Genomic DNA, 15,837 nt, shown 5'->3' on the forward strand with positions numbered 1-15,837 from the left:
GCCTCCCATGGAAGCGGTGCTCGCGCGGATGCGCGCCCTGAACGAGCGGCTCCCCGCGCAGGACGGCGTCGCCGTCTTCAACCGGGTCTACTTGACGGTGACGGAGACACTGCACGCGCGCATCACCCAGGGGGAGTTCCCGGCGCCGCGGCGGGCGCAGACACTGAGCGTGCGGTTCGCGGAGCGGTACCTGGCGGCCGTGGAGGCGGACCGGGCCCCCGCGTGCTGGCGGCCGTTGCTGCAGTACCGCCGCCACCCGGGAATCCGTCCGCTGCAACACGCCCTGGCCGGGATCAACGCCCACATCGGGCACGACCTCGCACTCGCCGTGGTGTCCACCTGCCGGTCCCTGGGCTGCGAACCCGCCGCCCTCGAAGGGGACTTCGACCGGGTCGGCGACACGCTGGTCTCCCTGGAGGAGCACATCCGGGAGGACCTGATGCCGGGCCCGGACCTGCTGGAGATCGCCGACCCGCTCACGCACCTGCTCGGCTCGTGGAGCCTGGACCGCGCGCGGGGTGCCGCGTGGTCGGCGGCCCGCCTGCTGTGGACCCTGCGGCGCTCCCCCGAGCTGGCGGAGGAGTTCACCGACTCCCTGGACGCCGGGGTGGGCCTGGTCGGCCGCTGCCTACTGACGCCGACGTCCTGACGGACCGCGCCCGCCCCGCCCGGGCCGGCCGGGGCGCGGCCGGGCAATCCCCTCCCGTCCCCTCCCCACCCCTCCCTTCCGCTCCCCCGGCATGAGAACGGGCCGCCGCCGCGCTGTGTGCGCGGGGGCGGCCCGTGGTCACGGGGTCCGGGAGGTCAGTCCTCCGGGAGCTCGACCGGGGCGATCTCGTCGTAGACGTCGCCCGGGCCCGGGTTGGTGGCGTCCGTGGAGCCGCCGAGGTGGTGCATGACGCCCCAAACCGCGTTCAGCGCCGTCTGCACCGCGCCCTCGGCCCAGCCGGCCGTCCACGAGATGTCGTCGCCCGCGAGGAAGATGCCACGCTTGTCCTCGGGGAGGCGGTCCTGCATGAAGTGGGTGAACAGGCGCCGCTGGTAGCGGTAGTGGCCCGGCAGGTTGGCCTTGAACGCGCCCATGAAGTAGGGCTCGTTCTCCCACGACACCGTGACCGGGTTGCCGATGATGTGACGGCGGATGTCGACCTTGGGGTAGATCTCGCCGAGGGACTTCAGCATGACCTCCATCCGCTCGTTCGCGGACAGCGGCAGCCACTTCAGGCTGTCGTCGCACCAGGTGTAGGACAGGCAGATGACGGCCGGCTGGTCCGGGCCGTTGTCCAGCAGGTAGGTGCCGCGGGTCATCCGGTCCGTCAGCGTCATCGACATGACGTCGCGGCCGGTCTCCTCGTCCTTGTCCAGCCAGAACGGGCGGTCCACCGGGATGAAGAGCTTCGAGCTCTCCATGTAGTGGGTGCGCTCCATCGCCGTCCAGTGGTCGATCGGGAACAGCGAGTCGTCGCACTCGATCTTGGAGAGCAGCATCCAGGACTGGGCCGTGAAGATCGCGGCGCGGTACGTACGGATGTCGCCGGAGGCGTCGGTGACCGTGATCCGGTTCCCGGCCGTACGGTGCAGGCGGGTCACGGCGGGGCGCGGGGTGCCCTCGTGGAGGGAGGAGAGCGAGGTGCCCTGGGCCCAGTGGACGATCTTCTCGGGCTCGCGCTCCCACAGGCGCACCGGCAGCTGCTGCGAGCCGCCGACGATGCCGCGGTGGTGGTCGTCCGCCTCGGTGTAGACGACGCGGAGGATCTCCAGGATGGAGTTCGGGAAGTCGGTGTCCCAGCCGCCCGTGCCGAAGCCGACCTGGCCGAAGATCTCGCGCTTGCGGAAGGACTGGAAGGCCTCCGACTCGCACAGGAACCCGTAGAAGGTCTGGTTGTCGAGCTTCTCCACGAGCTTGGCCCAGATCTCGCGGATCCGCGGGACGTCCCGCTCGCGCATCGCCTGGTTCATGTCGGAGAAGTCGGCGCCCTCGTCGAGGCACGCGTTCCACGCCTCGGCGACGTCACGGTAGATCTGCGGGAGGTCGGCGATCGTCTCCGCGTAGTGGGTCTCGCCCTTGAGGTCCACGACCGTCGAGGGGGTCGCCTCGGCGAGCGGGTTCGGGAAGGGCTCGGTCACCAGGCCGACGAGGTCGATGTAGTGCTGGAGCGCCGTGGAGGAGGGCGGGAAGCGCATGGCGCCCATCTCCGCCGTCAGGCCCTCGGTGCCGGTGCCCTCGAAGCCTACGGTCCGCAGTCGGCCGCCGATCTGGTCCGCCTCGTAGACGACGGGCTTGAGGCCCATCTTCATCAGCTCGTACGCGGAGATGATGCCGGACAGACCGCCGCCGATGACGGCCACCTCGGTGCCGTGCTCGGTCGCCGGTATCTGGCCCAGGCCCGCGGGGTGGGCGAGGAAGTCGTCGTACGCGTACGGGAAGTCCGGACCGAACATGGTGATCGGCGGCTGTCCATCGCTGTGCGGGACGGCAGTGGTGGGCACCGTGGACGTCATGGGGTACGACTCCTTGCGGGGGTGGGGCAGGGGGGGCGAAGGCGCAGGGGGGGGCGAAGGCGCAGGGGGGCGGGGCGGGGCGGGGCTCAGACGAGGGAGCTGTAGAGCCCGGGGCGGCGATCGCGCAGGTAGGGGTTGGTCTCGCGCGACGCGCGCAGCAGTTCGGGATCGGCCTCGCCGAACACCAGCTCCTCACCGCGGCCGGCCCGCGTGCGGGTCGCCCCGTCGGGGCTCGCCAGGCAGCTGAGTCCGACGAACTCGAACTCGCCTTCCGGGCCGGTGCGGTTGACGTACGCGATGTACATCTGGTTCTCGAAGGCCCGTACGGGGACGAGCTGTTCGGCGACGAACTGGAACGGGTGCATCTGCGCGGTCGGTACCAGGAGGAGGTCGGTGCCGGCCAGCGCATGGGCCCGGACGTTCTCCGGGAACTCCACGTCGTAGCAGATCATGATGCCGATGCGGAGGCCGTTCAGATCCGCCTGGACGACGGAGGTGTCGCCCGGCGTGAAGGCCTCCTGCTCGAAGCAGCCGAAGAGGTGGGTCTTGCGGTAGTTCGCCAGTCGGGCCCCGTCCGGGCCGACGAGCTGCGCCGCGTTGTAGACCGTGTCGCCGTCCCGCTCGGGGTAGCCGTACAGCACGGCGACGCCGTGGCGGCGGGCGATCCCGCCGATGGCGTGGGCGGATTCGCCGTCGGCCGGTTCGGCGAGGCCGGCGATGTCCTGTACCTCCAGCGCGTAGCCGGTCAGGAACATCTCCGAGGTCACGAGGAGTCCGGCCCCCGCCTGTGCGGCGCGGGCCGCGGCCTCGTCGAGCGCCTTCAGGTTCTCGGCGGTGTCGCCGAGCACTCCGGAGCTCTGGAGGAGGGCGGTGCGCAGCGGGGGCATGGGCGAACCTCTGTGGCAGGAGGGGTGGGGGTCCTATTGAAGGTACGTTCGCGCGTTCGACCCCGACAAGCCGTGACCGTTGCGCTCAGCGCATCGATTCGTTGCGTGTTTCGGGGGGTGCGCGGAGATTCGTTGCGCGGGGGTGCCCGTGGTTCCCCTGCTCGGGGCTACGAGTCGCCGCAGAGGCCCGGGCGGGCGCGCAGTCGCCGCAGGTCGTCCAGGGTATCGGGAGTGTCGTTGCCGACGGTGCGACCGCTCCCGGGCGACCGCCCTCACGGGTCACCGAGGGCGGTCACGGCCAGGGTGCCGTCGCCCTGGTGGGCGGCGGCCTCGGATGCGGGGCATAAACGGGCCCCCGAGCGATGCTGACCCTCATGACCGTCGTCCTCAGCAGTCTCGTGGCGGTGCGCGGGGCCGTCGAGAAGGTGGTGGGCGGCCCGTGGCCACCCGAGGGAAGGAGTTCCGTACCCCATGTCGCCCGACACCGACACGGCCGTCCCCCTCCACACCCCCCTCAACGCCCCCCTCAACGTGCACGTGCTCGACAATCCGGTCTGGGCCGCCCTGACCGGATCGAGCAGCACCTTCGCCGAGACCGGGCCGCAGGGCCTGGCCGCCCGCTACGTCGCGGACGCATCGCCGTTCGCCGCACTCGCGGACCCGGAGGACCCGCGCGCCTGGGCCGACCTGGCTGCACTGGCCGGTCCGGGCGCGACCGTCTGGGTCACCGGGCTGCCCACCCCGCCCGAGGGGTGGACGACCGAGGCCTCCATACCGGGCGTGCAGCTGGACGGCGGGGCGGTGCGGGCCGAGGCCGCGCCCGATGCGGTGCTGCTGGGGCCCGCCGACGTACCGGAGATGCAGAAGCTCGTGGACCTGACGAAGCCGGGGCCGTTCCTGCCGCGCACCGTCGAGCTGGGCACGTACCTCGGGATCCGGCACGAGGGCCGACTCGTCGCGATGGCGGGGGAACGGATGCGCCCGCCGGGCTGGTCGGAGATCAGCGCCGTCTGCACGCACCCGGACCACCGCGGCCGCGGCCTGGCCGGCCGCCTGATCCGTGCGGTGGTGGCGGCGATCGTGGAGCGGGGCGACCGCCCGTTCCTGCACGCGGCGGCGGACAACACGGGAGCCATCGCCCTCTACGAGTCGATGGGCTTCACCCTGCGCCGCCGCCCGTACTTCATCGGGGTGCGCACCCCGGACGAACGGGCCTGACGGGGCCGATGGGGCCGACGGGGCCGCGGTTCGCCCCGTACGACACACGTGGGGTGGGGCTCCGTACGGAACCCCACCCCGGGCCGGACCGGTCAGACGTCAGAGGATGACGTCGTACCCCGTCCAGCCGGTGCCGATGAGGTAGCGGTTCCCGAGCGTGCCGGTGCCGGTGCCGCCGGTGTGGGGGTAGACCCACATGGCGCCGTTGGCGTCGCGGACACTGGCGTCGGCACGACCGTCACCATTGACGTCGCCGAAGCTGAGAGCGTCGTACGAGGTCCAGCCGATACCGATGAGCACCGAGGCACCCAGGGTGTTCGTGCCGGTCTTCCCGGTTCCGGGGTAAAGGTAGAGCTGCCCGTCCCGGTTTCGCGTGACGACGTCCATCAGACCGTCGTTGTTGAAGTCGGCGGTGGAGATGTCGGTCCAGTAGTCCTGCGACCAGCCTGCGCCGATGAGGTAGCGGTTCCCGAGCGTGCTCGTGCCGGTGCCGCCCGCGTGGGGGTAGACCCACAGGTCGCCGTTGGCGTCCCGGGCGATGACGTCGGTACGTCCGTCGCCGTTGACGTCGCCGAAGATCAGGGTGTCGTAGATGTTCCAGCCGTTGCCGATCACGATCGGGTTGGCCAGGGTGTTCGTGCCGGTCCTTCCGGTTCCCTGGTAGAAGTAGAGGTCGCCGTTGAGGTGGCGGGCGACGATGTCCGTGTAGCCGTCGTTGTTGAGGTCGGTGGTGCGGACGATGGTCCAGTAGTCCCGCCACCAGCCGGAACCCACCAGGTAACGGTTTCCGAGAGTGCTGGTGCCGGTGCCGCCGGTACCGGGGTACGCCCACATGTCACCGTTGGCATCACGCGTGATGACGTCGGTGAAGCCGTCACCGTTGTAGTCCGGCCGGTTCTGCGAGCCGCTGGTCCACAGGCTCTGGCCGGAGGCGTTGTAGAGCACGAGGACGCCGCGGCTGTGCAGTACGGCGTATGAGTACGGGGTGCTGGTCTTGGTGCTCCAGAGCGCGGTGGTGCCGTTGGCGGCGTAGACGACGAGGTTGCCGTCGGTCTGCATCCGGGCGACGGCGCCCGCGTTGCCGCTGGTGTGGGTGGACCAGACGGGCTTGTTGTCCTTGGTGTAGAGGACGAGGTTTCCGTCGGTCTGCATGACCAGCTTGGAGTTGCCGGAGGTGAACTCCTCGCCGGAGGTGAGGGTGGTGCCCGCGGGGATCTTCGCGCCGGGGACGCCGTCGATCTGGAACTGGGAGGTGAAGGCGGTCACGGTGCCGCCGGAGGCGACGCCGTTCCAGCCGACCACGGTGTTGTCGGCCTGGCGGGCCCACAGGTCGCTCACACCGTCGCCGCCCAGGTCGCCCGCCGAGCCGATCTGCGGGTAGGCGGCCTGGGTCACGCCGGAGCCCACCTTGGTGCGGGTCTGGGTGCCCCAGGTGGCGAGGTCGACGATATTGCCGTCCAGGCTCTTCTTGCCGTAGGTGCGCAGGATGTCGCCGCTGGCGTTGTCGCGCAGCCACAGGTCGGGGACCTTGTCGCCGTTGAGGTCGCCGGGGGCGATGACGGTGTACTTGTCCCAGTCGGCGTCGCCGACGAGCACGGGCTCGCTGTTGACGGTGAGGTCGCTGTTGAGGCTGCCGCTGACGGTTCCGTAGTACGCCCAGAGCTGCTTGCCCTGCTTGATCAGGATCTCGGGGACGCCGTCGCCGTTGAGGTCACCGGGCGCGATGACCTGCTCGGCGTCGTACCAGTGGTCGTTGCCGTTCCAGTCGGGACCGTAGTCACAGCCCTCGGTGGGGTTCTTGACGGCGCAGGCCACCGTCATCTCGATGGGGTTGGTGACGGAGGTGCCCTGGCCGTTGTTGGAGTGGACGAAGAGCTTCTTCTTCGCCGCACCGGACGGCTGTTGGAGTTCGATCAGGTCGTTGTAACCGTCGCCGTCCCAGTCGCCGAGCGTACTGACCTGGGAGCCGGTGAAGGAGCTGCCCGCTCGGGTCGCGGCGGTGAACTTCCCGTTGCCCTGGCCGGCGTAGGTGAGCAGGTTGCCGAAGAGGTCGTTGCTCCAGATGTCGCGGTTGCCGTCGCCGTTGAGGTCACCCGGGATGTCCACGGCCGCGGAACGGGCGGCGTAGAAGGGGTAGGCCGTGGTGTCGGAGCGGTTGCCCGCCGGGTCCTGACTGAGGGCGTAGACGAAGTGCGGTCCGGCGCCGGGCGGGGTGAGCTTGATGTCGATCGAGCCTTCCGGGGCCACGGTGACGCTCTTCACCTCCGGGTCCCAGTCCGTGTAGTAGCCGTACCAGGTCACGTCCTTCACGCCATTGGCGGCAAGGGTGAAGGTGCCGGGGGTGCGGGCCTTGCCGGTGACGGTCGGCCATCCGGCGTCACCCTTGGGGAAGTCGGTCGAGCTGATCTTGGGGGCATCGGTCGGCCGGGCGCGGTCCACGGAGAACGCGCACGTCTGCGACCAGGCGGAGGTGGCATTGTCCTGGTCGGTGGCGCGGACCTTCCAGGTGTAGCTGCCGTCGGGCAGGCTGGCGTCCGGAACGTTCCAGGCAGCGATCTTGCCGTTGTTGGCGGGAACGGTCTGCGTGGCGACGGGGGTGCTCTGGCCGGCCTTGAAGATCTGGTACTCGGCGCTCAGGTTTCCGGCGTCGGGGTCGGAGATCGTCGCGTAGAGGCTGACGGTGGCATTGCCGATCGCCCCGCCCTGGACGCAGGGCACCCAGGGCGAGGTCCCCAGACCGGTGGGGGTCCCGGGCGGATTGTTGTACTCCGTCTCCAGCGTGATCGTCTTGGGGTCGAACCGCTTCCACTGGTACACGTCGCCCTCATTGGACGCGTACAGGCCCAGCGTCACGCTCGCCCAGCCCTTGGCCGCGGATTCCCTGGCCGCCGCGGTGGCGTCGAACTCCAGATTGCCCGCCTCGCAGCCGGGGCGCCCCTTGGCCGCGGACACGGTCGCGATCCGGCTGCCCTTGCCGGGCTGGTTGTTCCAGGTCGTCGCGGGTGAGATGGGACCGGTGCTCCACAGCTCCACGGGGGTGGGCGTACAAGACCATGCCCAGGTCTCCTTGATGCGGAAGGTCGACTTGCTGACCTGGGCACCCTTGATGTTGGACGTGTCGAGCTGGAAGAAGGAGCGCGAGAGCCCGTTCGTCTCGCTCTCGTAGCCGACGCGGACGTCCTGCTTGGTGTTCCAGTACGAGTTGTTCGCCCAGCTCCGGTACGCCCAGGCCCAGTTCTGGCGCTCGCCCCAGGCCACCGACGGGTCGATGAAGACCGGGTACTTCGTGGCGGCACCGGTCAGGAGCGCCTGGTCGGGCTTGATCTCCAGGGTGCCGGCGGCCACGGTGGTGGGCATCTGCGCGTCCTTGGCCCCGGACGGCGGCACGAACACGTCAGCGGGTGCGGGCTCGGTCCCGTCGGCAGCAGCGAGCGTACGGGCCGCCGTCTTGGCTGTCGTAGCAGCGGCGCCGGTGGTGGTGGAGTCCCACATCATGGGGGCGGAGGCGGTGAACACGTTCTGCCCGGCTGGGTTGACCGCGCTCAGTAGACCCGTCGTCGCGTCCGTGGTGACGTTCAGGCCCACGGTGTCGAGCTTGAACTTCAGCGTGGCCAGGTCGGGGTGCTTGGCCGCTTCGGCAGTCTTGACGACCAGCAGCTGGGAAAAGCCCTCGACGTCGGCCTTCAGCTGGAGGTCCACGTCCGGCAGGACGTTGGCGTACGTGGCCACGTTCGCGGCGAGCGTCGGCGTCGGCAGCGCCTTCGGCCAGGTCAGCGCCAAAGTCCGGCCATCGCGCACACCGGTCAGCAGCGGCCCGGTCCCGCCCCCGGAGAAGGAGACCTGGACGGCCGCGGCCTTCGGCGTCACCTTCCCGTCGGCCGCGAACTGCAGCGTCGGGTCGGTCGTGACCCACCCCCCGGCACGCCGTACGCGCACCGTCGTGCCGTAGCGCTTGACCGACCACTTGCCGGTGGGCAGCGCCCAGGTGTCCGAGGTCTCCGTCCGGGCGGACGTCAACTCGTACGGCTGGCCGGTCTCCTTGGCCTTGGCGAGCGCGAAGTCGGCCGCGCTCATGGAGCCGTCAGCGACCGGGTCGGTTGCGGCGACTGCGGTTTCTGCGGAGCCTATTACACCCAATCCGGTAGCAACAATTCCGCTTATCAGCGCCACGGAAATGACCCGTGAAACCCCCCGCCCTCCCGGCACGCCGGAGAGGGCCTCTCTTCTTCTCACACAAACTCCAACCGTCGACTATTGGCGAAAACTCTACTGGCCACCGACACAACTCAACACTCTGACCTGCGATTTTTATGCCGATCTTAGGCGTAGAGTCCCTTTTGGGGCACAACTTCCATTATGGGCCAGCCGACGCATCGGAAGGTCTATTTCAAGCCACTACCTGGCGCCTCATCGACAAATTCCGAGCATTATCCTGGCCCGATAAATTTTCATAGAAACATGGGGTGGGGTGTGAGAAGATTTCGCATGCGAGGGCTTTCTGTGGCATTGGCCACAACAGTCCTCTCCGGCATGCTGCCGGGCGCGATTGCCGTAGCGGACAGCAAAGTCCGTCCGTCGTTGCCGGAGTTGAAGCAGCCGAAGGCGGTACCGGTCAAGCCGGTCCGCGCGGGCGGGGCGAAGAAGGCCGATGACGCGGCGACGCCGTGGAAGGCTCCCAAGGTCTCCTGGCCGGCGGCGGGTTCCGCGGAGGTGGACCTGACTGCGGCTACGGCTTCGGGTCCCGTGTCGAAGTCGTTCCTGACGGGTTCGGCCCAGGCTCCGACCATCGGATCCGGCTCGCAGAAGGCGGGCAAGCTCCCGGTCGCGGTGTACGTGGCTCCGGGCAAGGCGGCCGAGGCGCCGTCGAAGGTGAAGGTTTCGGTCGCGGGCAAGGACGCGGCGCGCAAGGCCGGTGTCGACGGCGTGCTGCTGTCGGTGGGCCGCTCAGACGGCTCCGCACAAGCCGCTTCGGCGAAGGTCGAGGTGGACTACAACGCCTTCCGCGGCGCTTACGGCGCCGACTACGCCTCGCGCCTGCACCTGGTGGAGCTCCCGGCGTGTGCGCTGACGACGCCGCAGCGCGCGGAGTGCCGTACGCAGAAGTCTCTGCAGACGCGCAACGACACGCGTGCTGGCAAGCTGTCGGCGCAGGTCACGACCCCCGGTGTGGGCGCGAAGGCGACGGGTGCCCAGTCGGCGCCGTCCGGGGCTGCGGGTGCGACGGTCCTCGCGGCGACGGCGGGTGACGCCGGCCCGACGGGTGACTACAAGGCGACCTCGCTACAGCCCTCGGGCTCGTGGAGTTCCGGTGGGTCAACGGGCGCCTTCTCCTGGTCGTACGGCATCAGCGTTCCCGCCGTACCGGGCGGGCAGGCTCCGCAGATCGGGCTCAGCTACAGCTCGCAGTCGGTCGACGGCCGCATGGGGGCGTCGAACAGCCAGGCGTCGTGGATCGGTGACGGCTGGAACTGGGAGCCGGGCTTCATCGAGCGCAAGTACAAGGCGTGCAACGACGACAAGACCGGCGGCACCAACACCACCAAGGTGGGTGACCAGTGCTGGTTCAACGACAACGCCACGCTCTCGCTGGGCGGGAAGTCGACCGAGCTGGTCTTCGAGCAGGGCAAGGGCTGGCACCCGGCCTCCGACTCGGGCGAGAAGGTCGAGAAGCTCACCGGCGCCAACAACGGCGACAACGACGGTGAGCACTGGAAGATCACCACGACCGACGGTACGCAGTACTTCTTCGGCCTGAACCGCCTCCCCGACTGGAAGGACGCCTCGACACCGACGACGAACTCCGCCTGGACGGTCCCGGTCTTCGGCAACCAGGCGGGCGAGCCCTGCTACAACGCCTCCTTCGCGAGCGCGTGGTGCCAGCAGGCCTGGCGCTGGCAGCTCGACTACGTCGTCGCCCCCGGCGGCAGCGCCACGGCGTACTACTGGAAGACCGAGACCAACAACTACGGCCGCAACGTCTCTGAGACCACTGGCAAGGCCACGGTCACCCCGTACATCCGCGGGGGCTGGCTCGACCACATCGACTACGGCCTGCGCGCGGACAGCGTGTACACGGCCAAGGCGATGGGCCAGGTCACCTTCGACGTCTCCGAACGCTGCCTGAGCAACTGCGGCACCTTCGACGAGACCAACGCCAAGAACTGGCCCGACTCGCCGTTCGACCTGTTCTGCAAGGACGGGTCCACTGAGTGCAAGGGCCAGTACTCACCCACGTTCTGGTCGCGCAAGCGCCTGACCGGCATCAACACCAAAGTCCTCACCGGTGGCGCGTACCAGGACGTCGACTCCTGGACCCTGGAGCAGAACTTCCCGCCGGCCGGTGACGGCATCTCCACCCCGCTGTGGCTGAAGTCCATCACCCGTACCGGCAAGTCGGGCGCAGCCACGGACGTCCCGCTCCCGCCGGTCACCTTCACGGGTGAGCAGCGGCCCAACCGCGTGGATGCCCTCGGCGACGGCCTCGCACCGTTCGTGCGGCTGCGCATGTCCCAGGTGACCACGGAGACCGGCGGCACCATCGGTGTCACCTACTCCCAGCCCGACTGCACGCCCACGACCCTGCCGAAGCCGGACGAGACGAACACGACGCGCTGCTACCCGGTCAAGTGGGCCTGGGAGGGCGAGACTTCCAAGGTCGACTGGTTCAACACGTACGTCGCCACGCAGATCGTCGAGGGCGACAACCTGGCCAGCACCCCGGACAAGGTGACCTCGTACACCTACCTCGGCGGGGCGGCCTGGGACAAGAACACCGACGAACTCACCAAGGCCGAGGACCGCGTGCACTCCGTGGCCCGCGGCTACGGGCTGGTCCAGACCCGCACGGGCGCAGCGACCGACCCCAAGACGCTGTCGGAGACCCGCTACTTCCGGGGTCTCGACGGCAAGGAGGCCAAGGACTCCGCGGGCGTCGCGGTCACCGACCGGCCCGAGTTCGCCGGCATGGTGCGCGAGTCGGCCTCGTACGAGGGCGACGACACCACCAAACTGATCAGCGCCACCTCCAAGACGCCCTGGCGCTCGGACCTCGTGGCCAAGCGTCTCCGGTCGGGCCTGCCCGACCTCGTCTCCTACAAGACGGGAACGGAGAAGGAAGCCACCCGTACCACCGTCACCGGCGGTACGCGCACGACCGAGACGAGCCGCCACTTCGACGAGTACGGCATGGTCGACTGGGAGTCCTCGACGGGCGACACGGCCAAGGCGGGTGACGAGGCCTGCACCACGACCACGTACGCCCGCAACACCACGAGCTGGATCCTGGACAAGCACAGCCGCGTCGAGACCGTGGCCGTGCCGTGCGGCTCGCCGGTCAGCCGTCCTGCTGACGTCATCGGCGACGTCCGTACCTACTTCGACAACGGCACGCTCGGCACCGTTCCCGGTTCGGGTCTGGTGACGAAGACCGAGAAGATCAACGGCAAGGGCGACGGCTACGACGTCGTCTCCACCGTGCCGTCGACCTGCGGCGCCGCCAAGAACGAGCTCTGCTACGACGTCTACGGCCGAGCCCTGGCCGGCACCAACGCGTACAACAAGGTCAGCACGACCGCCTACACCCCCGCCACGGGCGAGGTCCCGACGTCCATGGTCGTGACGAACCCGCTCGCGCACACCACCACTTCCGAGGTGGACCCGCTGCGCGGGCTGCCGACGAAGGTGACCGACCCCAACGGCAAGGTCACCAGCACGGCGTACGACGCCCTCGGGCGTACGACGAAGGTCTGGCTCCCGAACTGGACGGCGGTCGACAACCCCAACACCCCGAGCCGGGTGTTCGACTACACGGTCCGCAACGACGGCCCGAACGTCGTCACCTCCAAGACGCTGACGCACGACTACAAGTACTCCACCGTCTACTCCATCCAGGACGGCCTGCTGCGCGAGCGCCAGACGCAGACGCAGTCCCCCGACCTGGCGGGGCGTCTGATCACGGAGACGTTCTACGACACCCGCGGCCTGGCCTGGCGCAACTCCGGCACCTACTACGCCGACGGCGCTCCCTCGCCTGACCTGGTGACCGGCCAGGAGCTCAACTACCCCGCGTCCACCGACACCGTCTTCGACGGCGCCGGACGGCCGACCGCGGTGATCTCCAAGAAGTTCGGCACCGAGACCAAGCGCGCCACCAGCAGCTACACCGGTGACACCACCACGGTGATCCCGCCCCAGGGCGCAACCTCGACGACCACGATCGTCGACGCGCAGGGCCGCACGACCGAGCTCAAGCAGTACACCGACGCCGGCCGCACCACCTCGCAGTCGACGCTGTACAGCTACAACAAGCTGGGCCAGTTGGCCCAGGTCACCGACCCGGCGGGCGCCAAGTGGACGTACACCTACGACATCCGCGGCCGTCAGATCGAGTCGAACGACCCGGACAAGGGCATCAGCAAGTCCGCCTACGACGCCGGTGACCGCACCACGGACGTCACTGATGCCCGCGGTGTCACGCTGCACACCGACTACGACGACCTCGGCCGGCCCACCGCCACCAAGCAGGGCGCGACAACGCTGACCTCGCAGACCTACGACACAGTCGCCAAGGGCCAGCTGACAAAGTCGACGCGCTTCGTGGACGGCAAGGCGTACGAGTCGGAAGTCCTCTTCTACAACTCCCTCTACCAGCCGCTCACCACGAAGGTGACCATCCCCTCCACCCCGGACACCGGGGCGCTGGCGGGCACCTACCAGTGGACGAACACCTACAACATCGCCGGTCAGCTCCTGACGACCAAGCACCCGGCCATGGGCAACCTCCCGGCCGAAACGGTCGGCAGCACCTACAAGTCGGTCTCCGGTCTCCTCAACAGCATGAGCGCCGGTAACAGCCGCCTGGTCACGGCGATGACGTACGACCACTACGGCCGTAACACCCGCCAGGAACTCGGAGCCCTCGGCCAGCGCCTGTACCGCTCCACCGAGTACGACGAGCACACCGGTGCCGTCAGCCGCGCGTACACCGACCGTGACCTCGCACCCCAGCGGATCGAGGACACCAAGTACACCAACGACCCCGCGGGCAACCTCAAGTCCATCGCCACCGCGTACGGCCAGGACACCGCCCGTACGACCGACACCCAGTGCGTCGAGCTCGACGCCCTGCGGCGCATCACGCAGGCCTGGACGAACAAGGGCGAGACCTGCGCGAACTCCCCGTCGGCCACCGTCATCGGCGGCGAGGACCCGTACTGGACCACCTACACCTACGACGCGGTCGGCAACCGCAAGACCGAGACCAAGCACATGACGGCCTCGGGCCCGACCGCGGACACGATCCGCACCTACGCGGCGCCGACCGCCGGGAAGCACGACCTGACCAAGGTCACCCAGACCGGCACCGACCCGCACGACGAGACCTTCACCTACGACGAGAGCGGCAACACCAAGACCCGCAAGAGCGGCACCGGTGAAACCCAGTACCTCGACTGGGACGTCGAAGGACACCTGAAGACCCTCAACCAGGGCACCACCAGCAACTCCTTCCTCTACGACACCGCCGGCCAGCGCCTGCTCCGCAAGGACACCAAGAGCACGACGCTCTACCTGCCCGGTGGCAACGAACTCCACCTCGACAAGGCCGGCACGATCACCGGCACCCGCTACTACGGCGGCGTCGCCATGCGCGAGGCCGGCAAGCTCACCTTCACCCTCGCCGACCACCACAACACCGGCACCACCCAGATCACCGCGGACGCCACCCAGACCGTCACCCGCCGCAAGACGGGACTCTTCGGCGAGGCACGCGGCACCCAGCCCACCGGCTGGACGGGCGACAAGGGCTTCGTCGGTGGAACCAAGGACGCCGACACCGGCCTCACCCACATCGGCGCCCGCGAGTACGACCCGATCATCGGCCGCTTCGTCTCGGTCGACCCGGTGATGGACCTGAGCGACTCGCAGCAGCTCCACGGATACACGTACTCGAACCAGAACCCCTTCACGTTCTGGGACCCCACTGGCCGGAAACTCGAAGAGTGCGCCAGCGGCATGTACACGTGCAATGGCTCCGGCACTGACGTCATCGACTACGGCCAGAACTACGAAAAGATCGTCGCCTCAAACGGAGGCACCCTCTCACCCGAGTACGTTCGCCGCAAGAACTACTCCTGCCAGCATGACCCGGATTGCAGAGGCTCATCTGGCAGGAAAGGTGGAAGTGGAAGTACTCGCGTCTCGAAGAAGCCGGACACTCACACGTCGACCTGGTTTGACCAGGCATTCTACGGTTCGATCAGCAGCGTGGTCCACGCCTCGTCACTCTTCGGATGGCCGTTTGATTCGGACTGCCGGGGTGACGGTGGGCCCGGAACACCGGGATGTGACTACGGTGGGGATTTCGACAACTGGCTCTTGAACCAAGGCGTCGACACCGAGACCGACGCATATCAGATCCCTGGGTTCCTTAGCGAGCTCTATGCTCACGGGAGAGCCGGAGGTGGTGAAGGCCCGGGACTGGGCAGAGGTCGCCCCAGGGGCAACTGCTTCCTTGCCGGAACACTCATCGTTCTGGCTGACGGCACCACCAAGAAGATCGAGGATGTAGAGGTCGGCGACAGCGTTCTTGCCACCGACCCAAGGTCGGGAGAGACTGAAGCTCGCCCCGTCGCAAAGCTCATTCGATCGGAAGGTGTGCGGGAGCTGAATACGCTCTCCGTTGCAACACCCGACGGAATCAGTGAGATCACGGCAACTCACGAGCACCCGTTCTGGTCACCTTCCGAGCGCACTTGGATCGTCGCCGCCGACCTCCGCCCCGGCATGACCCTCGCGACCGACGGCGAGAGCACCGTTCTCGTTACAGCCAACAGGGCATTCACCGAGCAGGCGAAGACGTACAACTTCACGGTCGAAGACTTCCACACGTACTATGTACTCGCTGGTCAGACGCCGGTACTGGTTCACAACAGCACATGCCCTGAGTATGAAAACCCCGGGCACCATGATCCGACGGGTGGTCCGAACCCGTATGTTCCGAAGAAGGCAGTGCTGCCGGGTGACGCTGCGGAGCAATTCGGCAAGAGCGTCCTCGTCGACGGCACCAGGTGGACTAAGGTCGGTTCCGGCAAGAGTGCCGAGTACTACCGTTACTTCGATGACGGCAACGGTAAGTGGCACTGGAGTGGTAGCACCAGCGGTGTGACGAAGTCGGGTACTCCAGTTCCGATTCCGATGAGTCGTGTTCCCATTCAGGTCAGGAGAGGCTAAA

Annotated in this window: 6 protein-coding genes; 3 read left to right on the forward strand and 3 right to left on the reverse strand. The window is 68.3% G+C overall.

Annotated features, from left to right (window positions below):
* The first annotated feature begins 7 nt into the window (after positions 1-7).
* On the forward strand, positions 8-649 hold the full coding sequence (locus tag ABZZ20_RS13145; RefSeq protein WP_356869503.1) for a DUF5995 family protein: 642 nt from the start codon (positions 8-10) through the stop codon (positions 647-649).
* 155 nt (positions 650-804) lie between these two features.
* Here the strand turns inward: ABZZ20_RS13145 and ABZZ20_RS13150 are convergent, their stop codons facing one another.
* Positions 805-2,502, reverse strand: coding sequence for an NAD(P)/FAD-dependent oxidoreductase (locus tag ABZZ20_RS13150; RefSeq protein WP_356869504.1), 1,698 nt, complete (start codon positions 2,500-2,502; stop codon positions 805-807).
* A gap of 86 nt (positions 2,503-2,588) precedes the next feature.
* Entirely contained in the window at positions 2,589-3,389 is an 801-nt protein-coding gene (locus ABZZ20_RS13155; RefSeq protein WP_356869505.1) for a carbon-nitrogen hydrolase family protein, read from the reverse strand.
* 471 nt (positions 3,390-3,860) lie between these two features.
* Here ABZZ20_RS13155 and ABZZ20_RS13160 point away from each other — a divergent pair, with 471 nt between their 5' ends.
* Positions 3,861-4,607, forward strand: a complete 747-nt coding sequence (locus ABZZ20_RS13160; RefSeq protein WP_356869506.1) for a GNAT family N-acetyltransferase — start codon at positions 3,861-3,863, stop codon at positions 4,605-4,607.
* Positions 4,608-4,706: 99 nt separating this feature from the next.
* On the opposite strand, the gene ABZZ20_RS13165 is transcribed toward ABZZ20_RS13160, so the two are convergent.
* Positions 4,707-8,681, reverse strand: coding sequence for an FG-GAP-like repeat-containing protein (locus ABZZ20_RS13165; RefSeq protein ID WP_356869507.1), 3,975 nt, complete (start codon positions 8,679-8,681; stop codon positions 4,707-4,709).
* Between the two features lie 513 nt (positions 8,682-9,194).
* Between ABZZ20_RS13165 and ABZZ20_RS13170 the strand changes: the two genes are divergently transcribed.
* Positions 9,195-15,836 (forward strand): polymorphic toxin-type HINT domain-containing protein, encoded by a 6,642-nt coding sequence (locus ABZZ20_RS13170; protein ID WP_356869508.1) that lies wholly within the window; start codon positions 9,195-9,197, stop codon positions 15,834-15,836.
* Position 15,837 lies beyond the last annotated feature (1 nt).

It is taken from the genome of Streptomyces sp. NPDC006430 (assembly GCF_040612395.1).
Lineage (GTDB): Bacteria > Actinomycetota > Actinomycetes > Streptomycetales > Streptomycetaceae > Streptomyces.

Coding starts and splice junctions, on each gene's coding strand:
- ABZZ20_RS13145 (WP_356869503.1), top strand. CDS start 8: ATGGAAGCGGTGCTCGCGCGGATGCGCGCCCTGAACGAGCGGCTCCCC.
- ABZZ20_RS13150 (WP_356869504.1), bottom strand. CDS start 2,502: ATGACGTCCACGGTGCCCACCACTGCCGTCCCGCACAGCGATGGACAG.
- ABZZ20_RS13155 (WP_356869505.1), bottom strand. CDS start 3,389: ATGCCCCCGCTGCGCACCGCCCTCCTCCAGAGCTCCGGAGTGCTCGGC.
- ABZZ20_RS13160 (WP_356869506.1), top strand. CDS start 3,861: ATGTCGCCCGACACCGACACGGCCGTCCCCCTCCACACCCCCCTCAAC.
- ABZZ20_RS13165 (WP_356869507.1), bottom strand. CDS start 8,681: ATGAGCGCGGCCGACTTCGCGCTCGCCAAGGCCAAGGAGACCGGCCAG.